The 17,650-nt window shown below is 43.2% G+C and carries 17 protein-coding genes and 5 pseudogenes; 20 read left to right on the forward strand and 2 right to left on the reverse strand.

Annotated elements, in window-relative coordinates:
* Positions 1-4: 4 nt before the first annotated feature.
* The 4 genes and pseudogenes from purM to purD all read left to right on the forward strand — a co-directional run bounded on the left by purM (position 5) and on the right by purD (position 4,581).
* Positions 5-1,042 (forward strand): phosphoribosylformylglycinamidine cyclo-ligase, encoded by a 1,038-nt coding sequence (gene purM, locus JCM19033_RS08135; protein ID WP_054635943.1) that lies wholly within the window; start codon positions 5-7, stop codon positions 1,040-1,042.
* On the forward strand, positions 1,039-1,626 hold the full coding sequence (gene purN / locus JCM19033_RS08140) for a phosphoribosylglycinamide formyltransferase (protein WP_054635944.1): 588 nt from the start codon (positions 1,039-1,041) through the stop codon (positions 1,624-1,626). The genes purM and purN overlap by 4 nt, the downstream gene beginning before the upstream one ends.
* Positions 1,627-1,720: 94 nt before the next feature.
* Positions 1,721-3,260: pseudogene (gene purH / locus JCM19033_RS08145) on the forward strand (bifunctional phosphoribosylaminoimidazolecarboxamide formyltransferase/IMP cyclohydrolase).
* Positions 3,261-3,322: 62 nt separating this feature from the next.
* Positions 3,323-4,581: pseudogene (gene purD / locus JCM19033_RS08150) on the forward strand (phosphoribosylamine--glycine ligase).
* On the opposite strand, the gene JCM19033_RS28065 reads toward purD, so the two are convergent.
* Positions 4,559-4,672, reverse strand: coding sequence for an EYxxD motif small membrane protein (locus tag JCM19033_RS28065; protein ID WP_332835271.1), 114 nt, complete (start codon positions 4,670-4,672; stop codon positions 4,559-4,561). The pseudogene purD and the gene JCM19033_RS28065 sit on opposite strands and share 23 nt — an antisense overlap.
* A gap of 88 nt (positions 4,673-4,760) precedes the next feature.
* Positions 4,761-5,021 (reverse strand): DUF2892 domain-containing protein, encoded by a 261-nt coding sequence (locus JCM19033_RS08155; RefSeq protein WP_054635945.1) that lies wholly within the window; start codon positions 5,019-5,021, stop codon positions 4,761-4,763.
* Between the two features lie 145 nt (positions 5,022-5,166).
* Between JCM19033_RS08155 and JCM19033_RS08160 the strand changes: the two are divergent.
* The 16 genes and pseudogenes from JCM19033_RS08160 to JCM19033_RS08215 all read left to right on the forward strand — a co-directional run bounded on the left by JCM19033_RS08160 (position 5,167) and on the right by JCM19033_RS08215 (position 17,482).
* Positions 5,167-6,906 (forward strand): annotated as a pseudogene (locus JCM19033_RS08160) (adenine deaminase C-terminal domain-containing protein).
* A gap of 42 nt (positions 6,907-6,948) precedes the next feature.
* Positions 6,949-7,116: a hypothetical protein gene (locus JCM19033_RS23320; RefSeq protein ID WP_157049796.1), complete on the forward strand. Its 168-nt coding sequence runs from the start codon at positions 6,949-6,951 to the stop codon at positions 7,114-7,116.
* 50 nt (positions 7,117-7,166) lie between these two features.
* Positions 7,167-7,421 carry a DUF3048 domain-containing protein gene (locus tag JCM19033_RS28070; protein WP_374701220.1) on the forward strand — a complete coding sequence of 85 codons (255 nt, stop codon included), beginning with the start codon at positions 7,167-7,169 and terminating at the stop codon, positions 7,419-7,421.
* Positions 7,391-7,870 (forward strand): DUF3048 C-terminal domain-containing protein, encoded by a 480-nt coding sequence (locus JCM19033_RS08165; RefSeq protein ID WP_054635946.1) that lies wholly within the window; start codon positions 7,391-7,393, stop codon positions 7,868-7,870. The genes JCM19033_RS28070 and JCM19033_RS08165 overlap by 31 nt, the downstream gene beginning before the upstream one ends.
* Before the next feature lie 164 nt (positions 7,871-8,034).
* A complete protein-coding gene (locus JCM19033_RS08170; RefSeq protein WP_054635947.1) occupies positions 8,035-8,343 on the forward strand; it encodes a YerC/YecD family TrpR-related protein in 309 nt (102 codons plus the stop codon).
* A gap of 146 nt (positions 8,344-8,489) precedes the next feature.
* Positions 8,490-8,843, forward strand: a complete 354-nt coding sequence (locus JCM19033_RS08175) for a Na-translocating system protein MpsC family protein (RefSeq protein ID WP_157049797.1) — start codon at positions 8,490-8,492, stop codon at positions 8,841-8,843.
* Between the two features lie 296 nt (positions 8,844-9,139).
* Complete coding sequence (locus JCM19033_RS27305; protein WP_306301275.1) at positions 9,140-9,463, forward strand: hypothetical protein; 324 nt, start codon at positions 9,140-9,142, stop codon at positions 9,461-9,463.
* A gap of 14 nt (positions 9,464-9,477) precedes the next feature.
* Positions 9,478-9,972: a hypothetical protein gene (locus JCM19033_RS27310; RefSeq protein WP_306301276.1), complete on the forward strand. Its 495-nt coding sequence runs from the start codon at positions 9,478-9,480 to the stop codon at positions 9,970-9,972.
* The gene (locus JCM19033_RS27315) at positions 9,963-10,667 is read left to right on the forward strand and encodes a solute carrier family 23 protein (RefSeq protein WP_306301277.1); all 705 of its coding nucleotides are present in this window, start codon (positions 9,963-9,965) and stop codon (positions 10,665-10,667) included. The genes JCM19033_RS27310 and JCM19033_RS27315 overlap by 10 nt, the downstream gene beginning before the upstream one ends.
* A gap of 34 nt (positions 10,668-10,701) precedes the next feature.
* Entirely contained in the window at positions 10,702-12,045 is a 1,344-nt protein-coding gene (locus JCM19033_RS08185) for a 5'-deoxyadenosine deaminase (RefSeq protein WP_054635948.1), read from the forward strand.
* Positions 12,046-12,098: 53 nt separating this feature from the next.
* The gene (locus JCM19033_RS08190; RefSeq protein ID WP_054635949.1) at positions 12,099-13,145 is read left to right on the forward strand and encodes an XdhC family protein; all 1,047 of its coding nucleotides are present in this window, start codon (positions 12,099-12,101) and stop codon (positions 13,143-13,145) included.
* Positions 13,145-13,504: an NTP transferase domain-containing protein gene (locus JCM19033_RS08195; RefSeq protein WP_054635950.1), complete on the forward strand. Its 360-nt coding sequence runs from the start codon at positions 13,145-13,147 to the stop codon at positions 13,502-13,504. The genes JCM19033_RS08190 and JCM19033_RS08195 overlap by 1 nt, the downstream gene beginning before the upstream one ends.
* 29 nt (positions 13,505-13,533) lie before the next feature.
* Positions 13,534-13,776 carry a hypothetical protein gene (locus JCM19033_RS08200; protein ID WP_157049798.1) on the forward strand — a complete coding sequence of 81 codons (243 nt, stop codon included), beginning with the start codon at positions 13,534-13,536 and terminating at the stop codon, positions 13,774-13,776.
* Positions 13,749-14,627 carry a xanthine dehydrogenase family protein subunit M gene (locus JCM19033_RS08205; protein ID WP_054635952.1) on the forward strand — a complete coding sequence of 293 codons (879 nt, stop codon included), beginning with the start codon at positions 13,749-13,751 and terminating at the stop codon, positions 14,625-14,627. The genes JCM19033_RS08200 and JCM19033_RS08205 overlap by 28 nt, the downstream gene beginning before the upstream one ends.
* Before the next feature lie 63 nt (positions 14,628-14,690).
* A pseudogene (gene pucD / locus JCM19033_RS08210) lies at positions 14,691-16,977 on the forward strand (xanthine dehydrogenase subunit D).
* A pseudogene (locus JCM19033_RS08215) lies at positions 16,962-17,482 on the forward strand ((2Fe-2S)-binding protein). The pseudogenes pucD and JCM19033_RS08215 overlap by 16 nt, the downstream one beginning before the upstream one ends.
* Positions 17,483-17,650 lie beyond the last annotated feature (168 nt).

Raw genomic sequence — 17,650 nt, forward strand, 5'->3', positions numbered from 1 at the left:
TACAATGTCTGAAGCTTACAAACAGGCCGGTGTAGACGTTGAAGCTGGATACGAAGCAGTCAATCGAATGAAAAAACATGTCAACATGACAATGCGTCCGGAGGTCATGGGAGGTTTAGGAGCTTTTGGCGGTATGTTTGATCTTTCTTCCTTACCGTACAAGGAACCTGTCCTTATTTCGGGAACAGATGGAGTCGGTACAAAGCTCATGCTTGCTTTTATGATGGACAAGCATGATACTATCGGAAAAGATGCAGTAGCTATGTGCGTAAATGATATCGTGGTACAGGGTGCTGAACCCCTTTATTTCCTTGATTACATTGCCTGCGGAAAAGCCTATCCTGAAAAGATTGAAGCGATTGTAAAAGGTGTGGCTGAAGGGTGCAAAGAGGCAAACTCAGCTCTTATTGGCGGGGAAACAGCTGAAATGCCAGGGATGTATGAAGAAGAAGAGTACGACATTGCTGGATTCTCAGTAGGGGTAGCCGAGAAGTCAAAATTAATTACAGGGGAGAAGATTCAAACAGGTGATGTGCTGATAGGACTTTCTTCTTCTGGCGTTCACAGTAACGGTTTTTCCCTTGTCCGGAAGGTATTGCTTGAGAATTCAGGCCTCTCCCTGCATGAAACATATGCCCCTTTTCAGCGTTCTTTAGGAGAGGAACTCCTTGAGCCGACAAAAATTTATGTATCTCCTGTATTAAGCTTGATGAACAAGGTGGACATAAAAGGGATGGCCCATGTGACAGGCGGCGGCTTTTATGAAAACATTCCCCGCATGCTTACCAATGGCTGCGGTGCATCAGTTGACCCTTCTTCCTGGAAAAGGCCGGAGATCTTTTCCTTTATTCAGGAAAAGGGCGAATTAAGTGAAAAGGATATGTTTGGCACGTTTAATATGGGAATCGGTTTTGTTGTTTGTGTCAGTGAAGGGGAAGCAGAGAAAGCTTTGAAGCATGTAAGAGAACAGGGAGAAGAAGCTTATGTGATTGGGAAGGTCACAGACAAAGAGGGTATAGAGATTCAGGGGGTGTCCTCGTGACAACGTTAGCCGTGTTTGCTTCAGGAAGCGGCACAAATTTTCAATCCATAGCAGAAGCCATTCATGCTGGAAAACTGGACGCTTCAATAGCGCTTGTTGTTTGCGATAAAAAGGAAGCTATCGTGCTGCAAAGGGCACAGAAGCTTGGAATTGATACATTTGTTTTTCAGGCTTCAGACTTTCCAAGTAAAGCATCATATGAAAAGGTTATTTTAGAGGAACTAAAAAGTCGTGATGTTGAATTTCTTGTTTTGGCCGGGTATATGCGTTTAGTTGGAGATACACTTTTGCAAGAGTATCCAGGAAAAATCGTTAACATCCATCCTTCGTTGCTGCCGTCCTTTCCGGGAAAAGATGCGATAGGGCAAGCACTTCAAGCATCAGTTAAGGTTACGGGAGTCACCATCCATCTTGTTGATGATGGCATGGACACAGGCCCGATTATAGCCCAGGAAGCAATTGTCATAGGGAAAGATGACAATAGAGAGACAGTAACGAAAGCTATTCAGACTGTAGAGCACAGGCTCTATCCCCAAACCTTGAAGAACATTTTAGAACGCCAAAATGTAAGTGAATATCACTAAAAACTTTTGTATTTTTCAGCCCAACTCGGGCTTTCTTTTTTACAACATTTCCACTTGTATTATTCAAAAGTCATGAAGGGAGCTAGACATCAACATGAGTTTAAAAAGAGCATTGGTAAGTGTTTCGAACAAAGAGGGGATTGTACCCTTTGTTAAAAAGCTGGTTCAGGAAGGTGTAGAAGTAGTCTCTACCGGTGGAACCAAACGTGTATTGGAAGAAGCAAATGTACCGGTTACGGGGATTTCTGAAGTCACAGGTTTTCCTGAAATATTAGATGGAAGAGTGAAGACTCTTCATCCTGCGATCCATGGCGGCCTCTTGGCTATGCGTGAAAAAGAAGAGCATCTAGATCAACTAAGAGAGCATAATATTACACCTATTGATCTGGTTATTGTGAATTTATATCCTTTTAAAGAGACGATCGCCAAGGAAGGAACCACTTTTGAAGAAGCCATTGAAAATATCGATATCGGCGGACCTGGAATGCTTCGGGCAGCAGCCAAAAACCATCGCCACGTTACAGTTGTAACAGACCCGGAGGATTACGAGATCGTTCTTGAAGAAATCAAAGAAACAGGCGAAGTCAGCAGCAAAACAAAGCAGCGCCTGGCAGCAAAAGTGTTCCGTCATACCGCTTCTTATGATGCTATGATTTCCACATATTTAACAAAAGAAACAGGAGAGCTGTATCCTGAATCCTATACCGTTACATACGAAAAGAAACAAGATTTGCGTTATGGAGAAAACCCTCATCAGCAGGCAGCTTTTTATAAACAGCCTTTAGGGCCGGAAAGCTCTATTGCCAATGCCGAACAGCTTCACGGAAAAGAGCTTTCATATAACAATATCAATGACGCAGATGCGGCATTGTCCATTGTAAAGGAATTTAATGAGCCTGCCGCTGTTGCGATTAAGCATATGAACCCTTGCGGGTTGGTGTGGGACAGACCATTAAGGAGGCATTTGAAAGGCTTATGAAGCAGACCCTGTTTCCATTTTTGGCGGTATTATCGCTGTGAATGAGGAAGTGGACGAAGACACGGCTTTGCAGATGAAAGAGATATTTCTTGAAATCATCATTGCACCTTCTTTCTCAGAAGAGGCTAAGGAAATTCTAACTGGCAAGAAAAATCTTCGCCTATTGACGATTAACCTTAAAGATACAGGCAGTGAAGCCCAAAGAAAAGTTACAACAGTGCACGGGGGAGCCCTTGTCCAAGAAGAAGATGTAAAAGGCTTTGAAGACGCAGAGATAAAAGTTGTAACAAACAGAGAGCCATCTGAGGAAGAATGGAAAGACCTGAAGCTCGCCTGGAAAGTCGTCAAGCACGTAAAGTCTAATGCCATTGTGTTAGCAAAAGACCAGAAAACCGTAGGTGTGGGAGCAGGACAAATGAACCGGGTAGGCTCTGCTAAAATTGCCCTTGAACAAGCCGCGGAGAATGCTCAAGGAAGTGCCATGGGCTCTGATGCCTTCTTTCCAATGAAGGACACAGTGGAAGAGGCAGGAAAATCAGGTGTCACTGCGATTATTCAACCAGGAGGCTCTATTCGAGACGAAGAATCCATCGAGAAAGCTAATGAGCTGGGCATAACGATGGTCTTTACAGGAGTGCGTCATTTCAAACATTAAGAAGGCATTAGGTAGTGGAGCAGTAAGAGGTTAGTAAGGGGATAACGAGGAGGGTGAGTGCAATGAACGTTTTAGTGGTTGGCAGCGGCGGACGTGAACACGCTCTTGCATGGAAATTTTCGCAAAGTAAAACAGTAACCAAAGTCTACGTGGCGCCTGGAAATGATGGGATGAGCAATGTAGCCGATATCGTGCCTATTAAGGAAAGTGAGCAGGATCAGATTGTGGAGTTTGCTAAACAGAACGAGATAGGATTGACCTTTGTTGGTCCTGAGGTTCCACTTCTTGATGGGCTGGTTAATCGTCTTCAGCAGGAGAATGTTCTTGTTTTTGGCCCGACTCAAGAAGCCGCTCTTATTGAAGGAAGCAAGTCATTTGCTAAGGAATTAATGGAAAAGTACCAGATCCCGACAGGATATTATGAGGTTTTCTCAGAGTATGAGGCTGCAGCAGCTTATGTGAAGAAGCAGGGAGCACCTATTGTCATTAAAGCCGATGGACTGGCAGCAGGAAAAGGCGTGACTGTGGCAATGACAGAAGAAGAAGCTGTCGCAAGTCTTAAGGATATCCTTCTAGATGATAAATTTGGAGAAGCCGGCGCCCAGGTGGTCATTGAGGAATACCTTGATGGTGAGGAGCTTTCGTTAATGGCATTTGTTCACGGCCATACGGTAGTTCCAATGGTTGGTTCTCAGGATCACAAGCGTGCTTATGATGGAGACAAGGGACCGAATACTGGCGGAATGGGCGCTTATAGTCCGGTACCCCAGTTTAACGAAACTGAGGTTCAGCGTGCAGTTGAGGAAGTTCTTCAGCCAATGGCGGATGCTCTTGTCGAAGAAAACCGGTTTTTTACAGGAATTCTATATGCAGGCTTAATGATGACAACCAGCGGGCCTAAGGTAATTGAGTTTAATGCACGGTTTGGGGACCTGAGACGCAAGTAGTCTTACCGAGAATGGAGTCTGATTTATGTGAAATCATCTTTTCCATCCTTGATGGGAATAAGCCGGAAATCAAGTGGACGGAAGATGCTGTAGTGGGGGTAGTGGCGGCAGCGAAAGGCTACCCTGGTTCGTACGAAAAGGGACACGAGATCACTGGTCTCCAGGAAGGTGAGTACACTTTTTATGCAGGGGTTAAAAAAGAAAACGACCGCCTGGTTACCTCAGGCGGCCGTGTGCTGTTGCATGCAGAAAAAGCGCCAACGTTAAAAGAAGCCCAACAAAGAACTTATAAAAAACTTAGCACACTTGAAGAACAACACCTTTTTTATCGAAAAGATATTGGAGAGAAAGCTATTTCACGTATTTCTTTTTAACAAATACAGCTCCAACGGCCATGAGAGAACCAATGAGCATTGAGTAAACAAATAATGTATGGGTGACATACTCCCAGTAAGCATTAAACATATTATCACTCCTTGCTATCAGGATTCCTCATGAAGCCGGTAAACATTCTTAACAAAAAAGGGGCCCCGGCAACGGGTCCCTTTTTTAATTAAAGCTGATTCATGGAAGGGCCGGTTTCAGACTGTCCTTCGCTTTGGCTGTCAGCTTCTTGTACAGTATCCTGAACCATTTTTGTAATCGGGCAAAAACGCGTAATCCCTTCTCCTACCTTCATAGCTCCCATCATGGCAGCTAACAAATACATTGAACTGGACGAACGCTTTGTTAATTTAGCTGTTGCCCAAGCCAGTATTGTTAATCCGCAAGTGATTCTGCATAATGCATTCAAAATTCCTATGTTGGATTTCATGACAAAGACCTTCCTTTCTATATGGGAACATGATAAGATGAGGGCACACTTTCGTAAGGTAATGGACGAAAATGTGATATAATGCTACCATACATTCCCATAATACTAATTTGATATTTTACACAATTGAAAGCAGGTGGTGGACATGGCAGCACAGCTTTTTCGATGGACGAAACCAATGCTGCGTGAGCAGCTTTCTGTTATAAGAGAAGAGAAACCTCCCACAAAGGTTTTGAAAAATGCTACGTATTTAAGCAGTCCTCGTAAGGATTGGTTAAAGGGGAACATTTGGATTTATGAAGACCGGATTGTTTATGTGGGGAAAGATTTTCCCGTTAATACAAAGAACACCGAAATTGTAGACTGTACTGATAAATACATAGTACCAGGCTATATAGAACCCCACGCTCACCCGTTTCAATTATATAATCCCCATACCTTGCTGAGTATGCATCTAAACGGGGAACAACGACCCTCATTAACGACAACATGTTTTTCTTTTTGAATATTGAAAAAAGAAAGCGCTTACTTTGATAGAGGAGCTTGACCAGCTGCCAACGAGCATGTTCTGGTGGTGCAGATACGATGCACAGACTGAAATGGAGGAAGAAGATTCCTTATTTTCACCTTCTAACATGAAGGCATGGCTGGATCATCCTCTTGTCCTGCAGGGAGGGGAACTCACAGGGTGGCCGAAAGTGATGCACGGTGATGATACGATTTTACATTGGATGCAATACACAAAGGAGATCAATAAGCCTATTGAAGGGCATCTTCCGGGAGCTTCCGAGAGGACATTAACACAGTTGTCTGTTCTTGGAGTAAATAGCGACCATGAAGCAATGACGGGAGAAGAGGCTCTACGCAGGCTGGATCTAGGCTGATTACTTCATTGCGTTACTCATCGATCCGCCCTGATTTGCCAAAGATCTTAGAGGAGCTTAAGGAGAGTGAAGTAAAAGATTACAGCCGTTTTTTATTCACCACTGATGGTTCTACCCCGGCGTTTTACAAAAACGGGGTTATTGATAATATGATTGCTATTGCAATTGAAAAGGGTGTCCCTGTAATTGATGCGTATGAAATGGCTTCTTACAATGTAGCCAGGCACTACTCCATAGACGACCAAATTGGGATGGTCGCACCTGGAAGAATAGCTCATTTGAATATTTTGGATGATACGGAAAATCCCCTGCCGAGCTCAGTTTTAGCTAAAGGTAAGTGGGTCCTTTACGAGGGAGAGTGCAGATATCCAGATAAACATTTCTCCTGGGAGGAGCATGGAGTGTATCCATTTTTAGTGGACTGGACACTAACAGAGGAAGACTTGACTTTCTCCATGCCTATGGGACTTGAACTGGTGAACTCAGTGATTTTGAAGCCTTATCAGGTTACTGTGGACGCCACGCAAGATGTCCTTTCTTCAGATCATGATGAAAGTTATTTTATTATGATTGATCGTCATGGAAAGTGGAGAATTAACACGGTTATCAAAGGGTTTGCAACAAATGTTCAGGGGTTTGCTACCACTTATTCCAATACTGGAGACGTAGTTCTTATAGGGAAAAGCAAAAAAGATATGCTCCGTGCCTTTAAAGAGCTTAAAACTCATAATGGCGGCATGTTCCTGGTGGAAAATGATGAGGTAGTTATGAGTATGCCTTTGACCCTGTTTGGTGCTATGTCACTGGAATGTATGGAAAATGTCATGGAGCAGCATGAGCAGTTGGAACAAGCATTAAAGGAACGAGGATACCCTCATGACGATCCTATTTACAGTGTTCTCTTCTTTTCTTCCACGCATTTGCCATATATCCGGGTCACTCAAAAAGGAATCTATGATGTTCATAAGAAAAGTGTACTCTTTCCTTCGATTATGCGTTAAACTATAAAAGTAAGTTTGAAACTCGGAAAAGGTTGGAACGAGATGACAAAGTGGATCATAATTTTTATTAGTGTCACGTTCCTTGGAGCGGCGGTCGTATTGTGGGCTGGATTAACAGGAAGTAATAGTGAAAACCCTTATGATCCTTTTTCCAGCAGCAAAGAAGCTCGTTCCCAAGAAAAGGGTGACGACAGTGTTATTTACCTTTAACCGGGGAACAAGCAGATTCTCACATTGTTAACCGTCCTCTTGCAGTTATCATTAATAACCATCCGGAAGCGCGGCCTCAGTCCGGACTGCAGCATGCGGATGTTGTATACGAAGTATTAAGTGAAGGTGCGGTCACTAGGTTTGTTGCTATTTATCAGAGTCAGCAGCCAGTTAGAATAGGTCCGGTACGCAGTGCTCGAGGATACCATATTAACCTGGCTAACGGTTTTGATGCATTCTTTGTTACGCATGGCTGGAGCCCGGAGGCAGAAGGATGCTCGAAAACAACGCAGCTCCCTATCTAAGCGGACTTCATCATGACGGAACGCTGTTTCAAAGATCATCGGATCGGTCTGCGCCGCATAATTCTTATATTTCTTATAGCGATGCACTATCCGGGCTTACGAGTAAGGGTTATGAAGCAGAGTACGAGGTTAGGCCCCTTCCATTTGCTGAGGAAGAAACATTGGAGCAGACTGCCGAGGCTTCCAAAGCTGAAATCAATTACTTGGACCAATATGATGTTACCTATACTTTTGATCAGCAATCAGGGTCATATTTACGGGCCACGGATAATAAGAAAGATATCGACTTAGAGACACAGGAGCCTATTACTATATCTAACATTCTTATTTTGGAAGCCCCTCATAAAGAAGTGGACGAACAAGGAAGAAGAAGTATTGAGCTGTCAACTGGAGGAAATGGAATCCTTCTTCAAAAGGGACAAGCTTATGATGTGGAATGGAAAACATAGACGGGCGTCTTTTGCCTGTGAAAAATGGCAAGACCGTTCCGCTTGTACCGGGAAATACCTGGATTAACATTGTCCCTTCATCTCCAGGAGTAGATCACGCAGTAAAACTAAGCCCATAAGACAGAAAGATTACATGAGAATCAGGATGAAAGAGGTGTCCTTCATTGCAAATTGATAAGTTAAGGGGAAAAGAGCTCGACCAACTGTTTAACGCCATTTTATCCCTTCGTGATCTCGAAGAATGTTACCAGTTTTTTGACGATCTTTGCACTGTAAATGAAATTCAATCTCTTGCCCAGCGTTTGGAAGTAGCACGTATGCTTCAGCAAGGATATACCTACCACAAAATTGAAACAGAAACCGGAGCGAGTACAGCAACGATTTCTCGTGTGAAGCGCTGCTTAAATTATGGAAACGACAGCTATCAAATGACATTGGACCGGGTTAAAGAACAGGAAGAAAAAGTAGAGTAAGGAATTGGCATGCCTAGGACAGGGCATGTCTTTTTTTGTGGACTTGGTAGACAAGAGAAATTATAGAAGAAAACCTTACAAAGATATTACTGTAATAAAGGCCAACACCTATAATGTAGACAGTATGAGCAGGGAGATGATTTACATTGCCACATTCAACTGCACAAGAGAAATCCATGAAGAAAACCATTGCTCAAATTTATAATAAGGTTAACCAGGAGATGTATGGCCTGGGAGTTAGAAAGCAAAAAATTGAGGTCTTAGAGGATAAAATTATTATTTTTGGCTTGCACAAAAGAGTGCAGGCTTTGCATGCGATTGGACAGAAGCATCCCGAGCTTACATTATCAGTTGATTACACTCTTATTCAAGAATTTAAAGAACGCTTAAAAAAGGAATTGGAGAGCCAGTTGAATCTAAAAGTAAAAACCATCCTTAAAGATTTTGACCCTAAGAGTGAGGAAGCAGTGGCTGTCATTTACTTAACAGAAAAGCAATAAAAAGAGTGTAAGCATTTCTTACGTAAATTCACACAGGCAACAAACTATTTTTACAATAAAGGCAAGATAAGTCGATAGCACGATTAGGTATAGGAGAACGAGCTGTTGTAACGGTTGTTTTCTTATCCACAGATTGATCGGGAGCTTCCTCTCTGCTTGCCGGAGAGGTGAAGAAACCGGGGAAATGATGTTAGCGTATTTGGCTATGCATTTCTCCGGTTTTTTGTTCCAAAAACCAAAAATCTACTTGTGTGAATGAGTATGCAAATGGTTGAAGTGAAGGAGGTATATAACAAATGCATGAAAAGATAATCCATTATCCCTTATTTAAAAAACAAGACATTGATGCTTTCTTTGCTTTATTTCAAAATAACCTGGCTAACTTTGTTATCATCGCAGTCACACTTTTAGGGATGGGGTTTCCAGCAAGCATTGTTTTTGGTCAAGTGATTCCTGGAGCAGCTGTTGCCGTGTTAGCAGGAAATTTATATTATGCACATTCGGCAAAGAGGCTGGCACAAAAAGAGGGCAGGATTGATGTTACAGCTCTTTCTTATGGAATTAGCACACCCGTGATGTTTGTTTTTTTATTTGGCGTTACTCTGCAGCTTACACTCTAACCAATGATCCGGAATTGGCTTGGAGGATAGCAGTTGCGGCAGCTTTTCTTAGCGGACTGATTGAGTGTCTTGTGAGCTTCGCTGGAAAATGGGTTAGAAAAAACATACCAAGACCGGCGATGCTTGGAGCTCTGGCAGGGGTAGCTCTTACCTTTGTGGCTGGCGAAATGCTTTTTGCCACCCTTGAAATGCCTATGATAGGAATACTTGTACTTGGAATTATTCTTCTAGGGTTCATTGGAAAAGTATCAATGCCATTTAATATTCCTTCTTCATTGTTCGCTATTGTCATTGGGACATTGTTAGCTTTTCTTCTTGGCCAGCACAGTGCAGGAAATATTACCGAAGGCCTTAGCAACGTGGGGTTTTACCCCCTTCTACCTACCTTAGCTGCGTTTGATGGTATGGTTTACCTTTTTACTGGATTGATTGGATTATTAGCAGTTCTTGTCCCGATTACGATTTATAACGCAATAGAGACCATGAATAATGTAGAGCCATGGCAGTAGAGGGCGATGAATATGATGTGCGTGAATGCCAGGCGGTTGACGGAGCAGGAACAATGATTGGTGCCTTGTTTGGAGGGATCTTTCCAACAACCGTTTATATAGCATCTGTGGGCTCAAAATGGATGGGAGCTGGGCGTGGATACAGCATCTTAAATGGGATCGTTTATGCCGCAGCAGCCATGTTTGGTCTAATTGCTGCGATGGCTGAGATCATTCCCGTGGCTGTTATCGCTCCAATCCTTGTATTCGTAGGCATTTCCATGGTATCCACAGCGTTTCAGAATAACCATACAAAATATTACCCAGCTGTGGCTATTGCCATGCTCCCTTATTTTGCAAATTATATAATGACAAACTTTCAAGGTGATGCAGGCGATATTGTACAAGAGCTCTCCACTGGAATTATTCCCTTAGGAGAAGGAGCAATGTTCACCGGAATCGTTTTAGGGGCAGTTACAGCTTTTATAACCGACAAGCATTTTGGAAAAGCAGCAATTTTTTCGTTAATAGGTGCTTTGTTATCCTTTTTAGGATTTATGCATGCATCTGAACTGCAGGTGGCTGCTGCACCTGATTTTATGGCAGGTTACCTGCTTCTGGCAGGGCTTTTTAGTTACTACTACCTTCGGCAGGAAAAAGCAGTTCAGCGCGAAACATTAGATACCCTGCCATCAGAGAAAACCAAGATAAGTTAACAGCCGCTTAAAGAGCGAAAAAGGAGGAACTTGCATGGAAAGCACTTTAATAAAGAATGCAGAAATTATTACGATGAATGAATCCATGGACATTATTTATGGTGATTTGTTCATAGAAGGAAAGCAAATAAAAAAGATTGGAGAGGACTTAACAGAAGTAACAAGGCCGGAGACGAAAGTTATAGATGCACAAGGAAAAACCATTCTTCCCGGTTTTGTTCAGACCCACATTCACTTATGCCAAACCTTGTTTCGCGGTCAAGCTGATGATATGGAACTGATGGATTGGCTGCAAAACAAGCTGTGGCCTCTAGAAGCAGCACATGACAGTGAATCACTTTATTATTCTGCCATGCTGGGACTAGGAGAATTAATTCAGGGGGGCACAACAACAGTCGTGGATATGGAAACTGTAAACCACACTGAAGCCGCATTTCAAGCTATGGCGAAGTCGGGAATCAGGGCCTTATCCGGAAAAGTGATGATGGACTTAGGAGATAATTTGCCGCCTCAGCTTTTAGAGAGCACGAAGCATTCAGTTGAACATAGTGTTCAGCTGCTTGAAAAATGGCATGGACATGATGGGGGACGTCTACAATATGCTTTTTGTCCGCGCTTTGTCGTCTCCTGTACAGAGAATTTGCTCACTGAGGTAAGAGACTTATCACACTTTTATAATGTTCTTGTTCATACTCACGCCTCGGAAAACAAGGACGAAATCAGAATCGTGGAAGAACAGCGCGGGATGAGAAATGTAGAGTACCTTGACCATATTGGATTAGCAAATGAACGCTTGGTTCTGGCTCATTGCATATGGCTGAACGAAAGAGAAAAGCAGATTATCAAGGAGAGAAACGTAAAGGTCACTCACTGCCCTGGTTCTAACTTGAAACTGGCGTCTGGCATAGCGGATGTATACGGCATGACAGAAGAAGGAATTCAGGTCAGCCTTGGAGGAGACGGAGCTCCTTGTAATAACACACTCAACATGTTTCAAGAGATGAAGCTTGCCGCTCTTCTCCCCAAACCTTACCACGGGCCGACAGCGATGCCGGCAGAGAAAGTATTGAAAATGGCCACAATTGGCGGGGCGAAAGCGGTGGGTTTGGAAGATGAAATTGGAAGCTTAGAAGAAGGAAAGAAAGCAGATCTCTTTATGGTTAACCTAAAGAAGTTTCATTCTTATCCTTCAGAGACGGTTGATCCTATCTCCAGAATTGTATATTCAGCTAGTGCCCAAGATGTGGAAATGACAATGATTAACGGTGACATCGTCATGGAGGAGCGAAAGCTTACACACATTGATGAAGAAGAAGTGTTAACAAAATCAAATGAGTCAATAAAACGATTGCTTGCGAAAATGCCCAGTCTTGCCTAGAAGAGCATAGGGAGCAAAAGAAGAGGTCAGGACACGTAAAGGAGGAGCAAAGGATGGATACAATTTACGAGGTTTTGGAAGAAATTGATTCCTCTTCTCAAAGAGCAATGCTTGCAACCATTATTCATGTTGAAGGATCGGCATATCGAAAAGAAGGAACATCGATGCTTGTCAAGGGAGACGGAGCTCAAATTGGTGTTTTGAGTGCGGGGTGCCTTGAGGAGGACATCCTTGCTCGCAAAGACAGTGTTCTGGCTCGAGGGTCCACAAAAGTTGTTTATGACATGAGAAACAGTGATGAAATTTCTTGGGGGGAAGGCTCAGGCTGTAATGGAAAGATTGAAATTCTTCTAGAACCCCTCGATGATATTTTTTTAAAACAGCTGAAAATGTTAGGGTCCCAGTTGGCGAAGGGAAAAGAAGTGCTCATGGGAAAAAAGATAGATGTTGAGGAACAACGGGCAGAATGCTTCTTTTTAACTGACGATGACGTTGTATTTGGAGATTGGGATATTGACCGCCATATTGACTCTCTTAAGGAATTGAGGGACAAAGCATCAAAAGAAGGACTTAAAAGTGGTAAGCAACTGAGCCTGGATCCGCTTACTGAGGTTTATTTTCAATATTTTCAGCCTAAACCACGGTTATTTATTTTTGGTGCAGGGCCTGATGCGGTCCCGCTGGCATCCTTTGCTGACCAATCGGGCTTTACTGTTACTGTAGCTGATTGGAGGCCGGCTTTATGTACAAAAGAAAGGTTTCCAGAGGCAGTCAATCTTATGACTGGGTTTCCTGAAGATCTTTTGCAACAGATCACTTTTACTCCCAAAGATAGTGTGATTCTTATGACTCATAATTTTCATAAAGATAAAGAAATTTTATCTCACGTGAAAGATAAGCCGCTGCGTTATTTAGGGGTGCTTGGATCCCAATCAAGAACTTCCCGTTTGCTTGAGAAAAAGGATGTTCCCTCTTTTATTCACAGCCCTATAGGGCTTGATATAGGCGCAGAGGGGCCGGAGCAAATCGCTCTTAGTGTTGCGGCTGAGCTAGTAAAAGTTGTTAAGAAAACGCCAGGGCATGAGAAGGTTTCTACCTAATGAAACCCAAGGTCATAGGTATTTTGCTTGCGGGCGGCAAAAGCCGCCGAATGGGTGAAAATAAGCTGGCTCTTTTCTTAGGTCAGTTATCGATAGGCAGTCTCTCCTTAAAAACAGCGTTAGATTCTAGTCTTGATCATATTTTGGTTGTTACAGATGAAAAGGACCAGTTGGAGTGGGTAGACCCCCTGCTTTTTTCCCCTTTTTACCGAAGCCGTTGGACTCAGGTAAAAGCAAAACAGACTGACTTGGGGCAGGCGTATTCCTTACGAGCAGGACTTAACAAGGCGGAAACAGAGGAAGTGTATGGTGCAGTCGTATTACTTGGAGACCAGCCTTTCTATCTTTATCGCTTTTAGAGGAAGTGATCATTCAAAGCAGAGAGGCGGTGGGAAGCGCTAATCAATATGCAGCTGCAAGCTTTAAGGATAGAATTCAGCCTCCGATCTTTTTATCTAGAGATCTTTTTCCAAAGCTGATGAAGCTTCAAGGAGATCAAGGTGCACGGGCTGTCTTGCGTCATGATCCCTTAATTAAAGGAGTGGTGATAGAAAATGACAAATGGGAAAATTTTTATGATATTGATACAAAGGAAGAGTACCAATGGATAAAAGAAGTGAAGAGCCATTAACAGAACATCAAACAGACCCTTTTTACACAATCGTCTGGACCCCTGCAAAGGTGGCAGAAGCATGGAAAAAAAAGATCCAATATAAGGAAGATGCATTATTTATAGCGGGAGGAACCTTTATTCAGCTTCAAAGAGAGAAGGGGACCCCACTGCCAAAGCATATGATCAGTTTAGAAAAAATAAAGGAAATGAAAGGAATTACAAAGGAAGAAAGTGAAGAAGGCACATTTTTGAAAATAGGAGCTTTGACCACTTTAGCTGGTTGCCTTCGTGATGATGACCTTAAGGAGCATTATCCTTTCTTCATCGAAGCCGTAAAGAATGTTGCTGCTCCAGCTGTGCGGAGCCGCGGGACCATTGGGGGGAATATCTCATATGGAAAAGGAGACATTATCCCTGCATTACTCGTATTACAGGCTAAAGTGACATATTTTAATGAGGCTGAATATATTACCGAACCAATTGAGGAGTACATGGATGCTATATATGGTAAGGATCAAGACCCAACTTCTCGTCTATTAGTAAGTGTTAGTCTTCCTTTTGAGGAGGCCCAGAACAAACCCTTTAGATTTTACAAAAAAGTAGGACGCCGAGAGGCATTTACTGCTTCCATGCTCACCGTAGCTTGTTCTGGAGAGCTTGATTCAAAGGACGGCATGGGGACCCTAAAGAATATTCGACTTGCCTGTGGCGGAGGGGACCACCATCCTGAAAGGCTGGCTGGCTGTGAAAAATTGCTCGAAGATACTGTCTATCACCCGTTACTCATGAAAGACCTCTATGATGGCGTGATGGAAGAATTCAGCCAATGTCAGACCCTTTTTCATCGGCATCTTATAAAAAGAAAGTAGCGGCAAATATTATGGTTTCAGAGTTACACAGACTGATTGAGCAAAAAAGAAAGGAGGAATAGGATGGAGACGGCAAACGAACCACATATCAGTCGAAACAAAGTGCGGCCTGACGGGGTTTCAAAAATAACGGGAGACCTGAAATACTTGAGTGACCTCACATTTCCAAATATGCTTTATGGAAAGATACTAAGGAGTGAGCACCCTCACGCAGCAATACTTTCTATTTCTACTGAAAAAGCTGAGAGAGTGCCTGGTGTAAAAGCGGTAGCTACGTATAAAGATGTTCCTGGACTAAATGGCTACGGAATTGTCCAGCCGGACCAGCCTGTATTTTGTCAGGACCGGGTAAGGTACGTGGGAGACGCTGTGGCGGCTGTGGCCGCGGAGACAGAAGAAGCAGCAGCCTATGCCATGGATCTGATAGAGATAGAATATGAAAAGTTGGACGTTATTGATGATCCCAAAAAAGCCTTAAATAGAGATGCCCCTAAGCTTCATCCAGACGGAAATCTCCTTCATCGCGCTGGGTATTCAAAGGGGACGGTAATGGACAGCTTTGCACAATGCACTGAAGTAGTAGAAGAGACGTACCAGCTCCCCCGGCAGCTGCATGGTTACATGGAAACGGAGGGGGGAGTTATTGTTCCTGAAGCAGATGGAGGAATTACAGTATATATTGGGACTCAGCACGGCTTTAAAGATCGTTTTCAATTATCAAGAATTCTTGCGCTTCCCGAAGAAAAGATCAGGGTCGTATCAAGTCCAATGGGCGGATCTTTTGGCGGGAAAGACGAGTTGAATATCCAGCCTTACGCTGCAATATTAGCACTCTTAACAAAGCAGCCTGTAAAAATTCACCAAACAAGAAAGGAATCGTTTATCTCCAGTATTAAGAGGCATCCGATGAGAATTACAATGAAGACGGGGGCAAATGATGAAGGAAAAATTCTTGCACACAAAGTGGACATTGTTGCCGATACAGGAGCTTATTCTACCCTGGGTCCTGCGATATTAGATTTTGCTGTCGAGCATGCAGTGGGACCTTATATTATTCCAAACGTTGAAGTAAATGGCATTTCGGTGTTTACAAACAATGGAGTGGCAGGTGAATTTAGAGGCTTTGGGGGCAATCAGGTAACGTTTGCACTAGAAGGTCAAGTTGAGCGGTTAGCTGAGAAACTGAACATTAACCCGGTAGTGTTTCGAAAAGCTAATATCAGAAGGGAGGAGGACTTAGGACCTTTAGGTCAAAGAATTGCTCCTACAGAGGGAGCAGCTTATGTATTAGAAGAGATTAAGAAGGTGTCAGACAGAAGAGTCTCAAAGCCAAAGGAAATCCAGGAACCCTGGAAGAAAAAAGGAACAGGTATTGCTATTACAATGCATGGCGGAGGCCTGGGGTACGGCCGTCTTGACCTGCAGGAGGAAGGCTTTCCTTACGGGAAGATGGGAAAATCGAAATTTCTTTTGGTTTTGAAGAAGTGGGGCAGGGGATTTTGTCTGTTATTGATACGATTATTACAGAGGAACTAGGCTGTTCATCAGAAGATATAGACATTGTTATTGGAGACACCAATACGGTTCCAGCCTCGGGCTCAACCACAGCTTCAAGAGGAACCAGCATGGTCTGGCATGCTGTTCAGAGGTTGAAAGGTACTTTTATAAAAGAAGTACTAAAGCGGGCGGAACAGGTGACAACTATTCCTAAGCATCAACTGAGCCTGGGAAAAGGCGGAGTTTATATAACGAAGGATGATTCAAAAAATCTGCTGATGACCTTTGAAGATATTATGCAACAGTGTAACGGTAAACCAGTCGCGGTAAACACAAGTTTTGATTTTCCGACTACACCAGATGAAATAGATTCAGGTCATTTTTTATATACCTTTAGCGGTGTATTTGCTGAAGTGGAAGTGAATCTATTATCTGGAAAGGTAAAAGTAACCCATCTTGACCAGGCTGTCTCAGCAGGACCGTGGTAAGTCATTTGGGATACACGGGGCAAATAGAAGGCGGAGGCGTGATGGCGCTTGGCTACACATTGTTTGAAGAGGCTTTAATGGTTGACAGCAAATATGTAACCGACAATCTTGATTCTTATATGATGCCAAGTATTAGTGATGTTCCTTTTGACATGGATGTAAAGGCGGTAGAAATGCTGACTGAGGGAGACATATATGGGCCCAGGGGAGTAGGGGAAATCGGAACAGTAGCAGTATCACCGGCGGTTACAGCTGCGATTAAGAATGCCGTTGGATGCTGGGTATCTAAGCTGCCAGTATCATCAGAGGAATTGCTCCAAGCTGTTTCCAATGAGAAGGGGGTCCTGTCATGGATAAAAAATTAGCAATGCAAGAGCCGCCAGCAGAACAACAGATGGTAAACATCTTTCTAACTATTAATAACAAGCCTGTATATCTTACAGTTCCGCCTGCCTATAGACTCATTGATATGTTAAGGAAGGAATTAAACTTTACAGGCACCAAAATTTCTTGCAGCATCGGCCGCTGCGGAGCGTGTTCGGTGTTTCTGAACGGGGAGCTTGTAAATGCTTGTCTCGTACTTGCTTATCAAGTCGATGGAGGTACTATTACAACTATAGAAGGGGTGGGAGAAGAAGGAGAGCTGGACCCCGTTCAAGAAGCCTTTTTAAATGAAGGAGGCTTTCAATGCGGGTATTGCACCCCGGGTATGATCATGGCGGTGAAAGCATTACTCAAAGAAATTGAAATACCTTCAGAAGCAGACATTAAAGAAGCCTTATCAGGAAACATCTGCGCTGTACAGGGTATGCCGGAATTATACGTGCTGTTTACAGGGCTGTTGAAAACACCCAGAAGAAAGGAGAGTGATCTGCAGATCACTCTCCTTTCTTTTTTCTTTTCTTGCCTGAAACCCCGTAGGGAGGATGTTTTGGCATTGATAGTTGTAATATAAAAAGAGATTTATTTACTAGATTATGGTAGCATTTGATGTGGATGATCTTTTCAACGAACGAATGAAAATACATTAAATTATAC

The organism is Thalassobacillus sp. C254, from assembly GCF_001310615.1.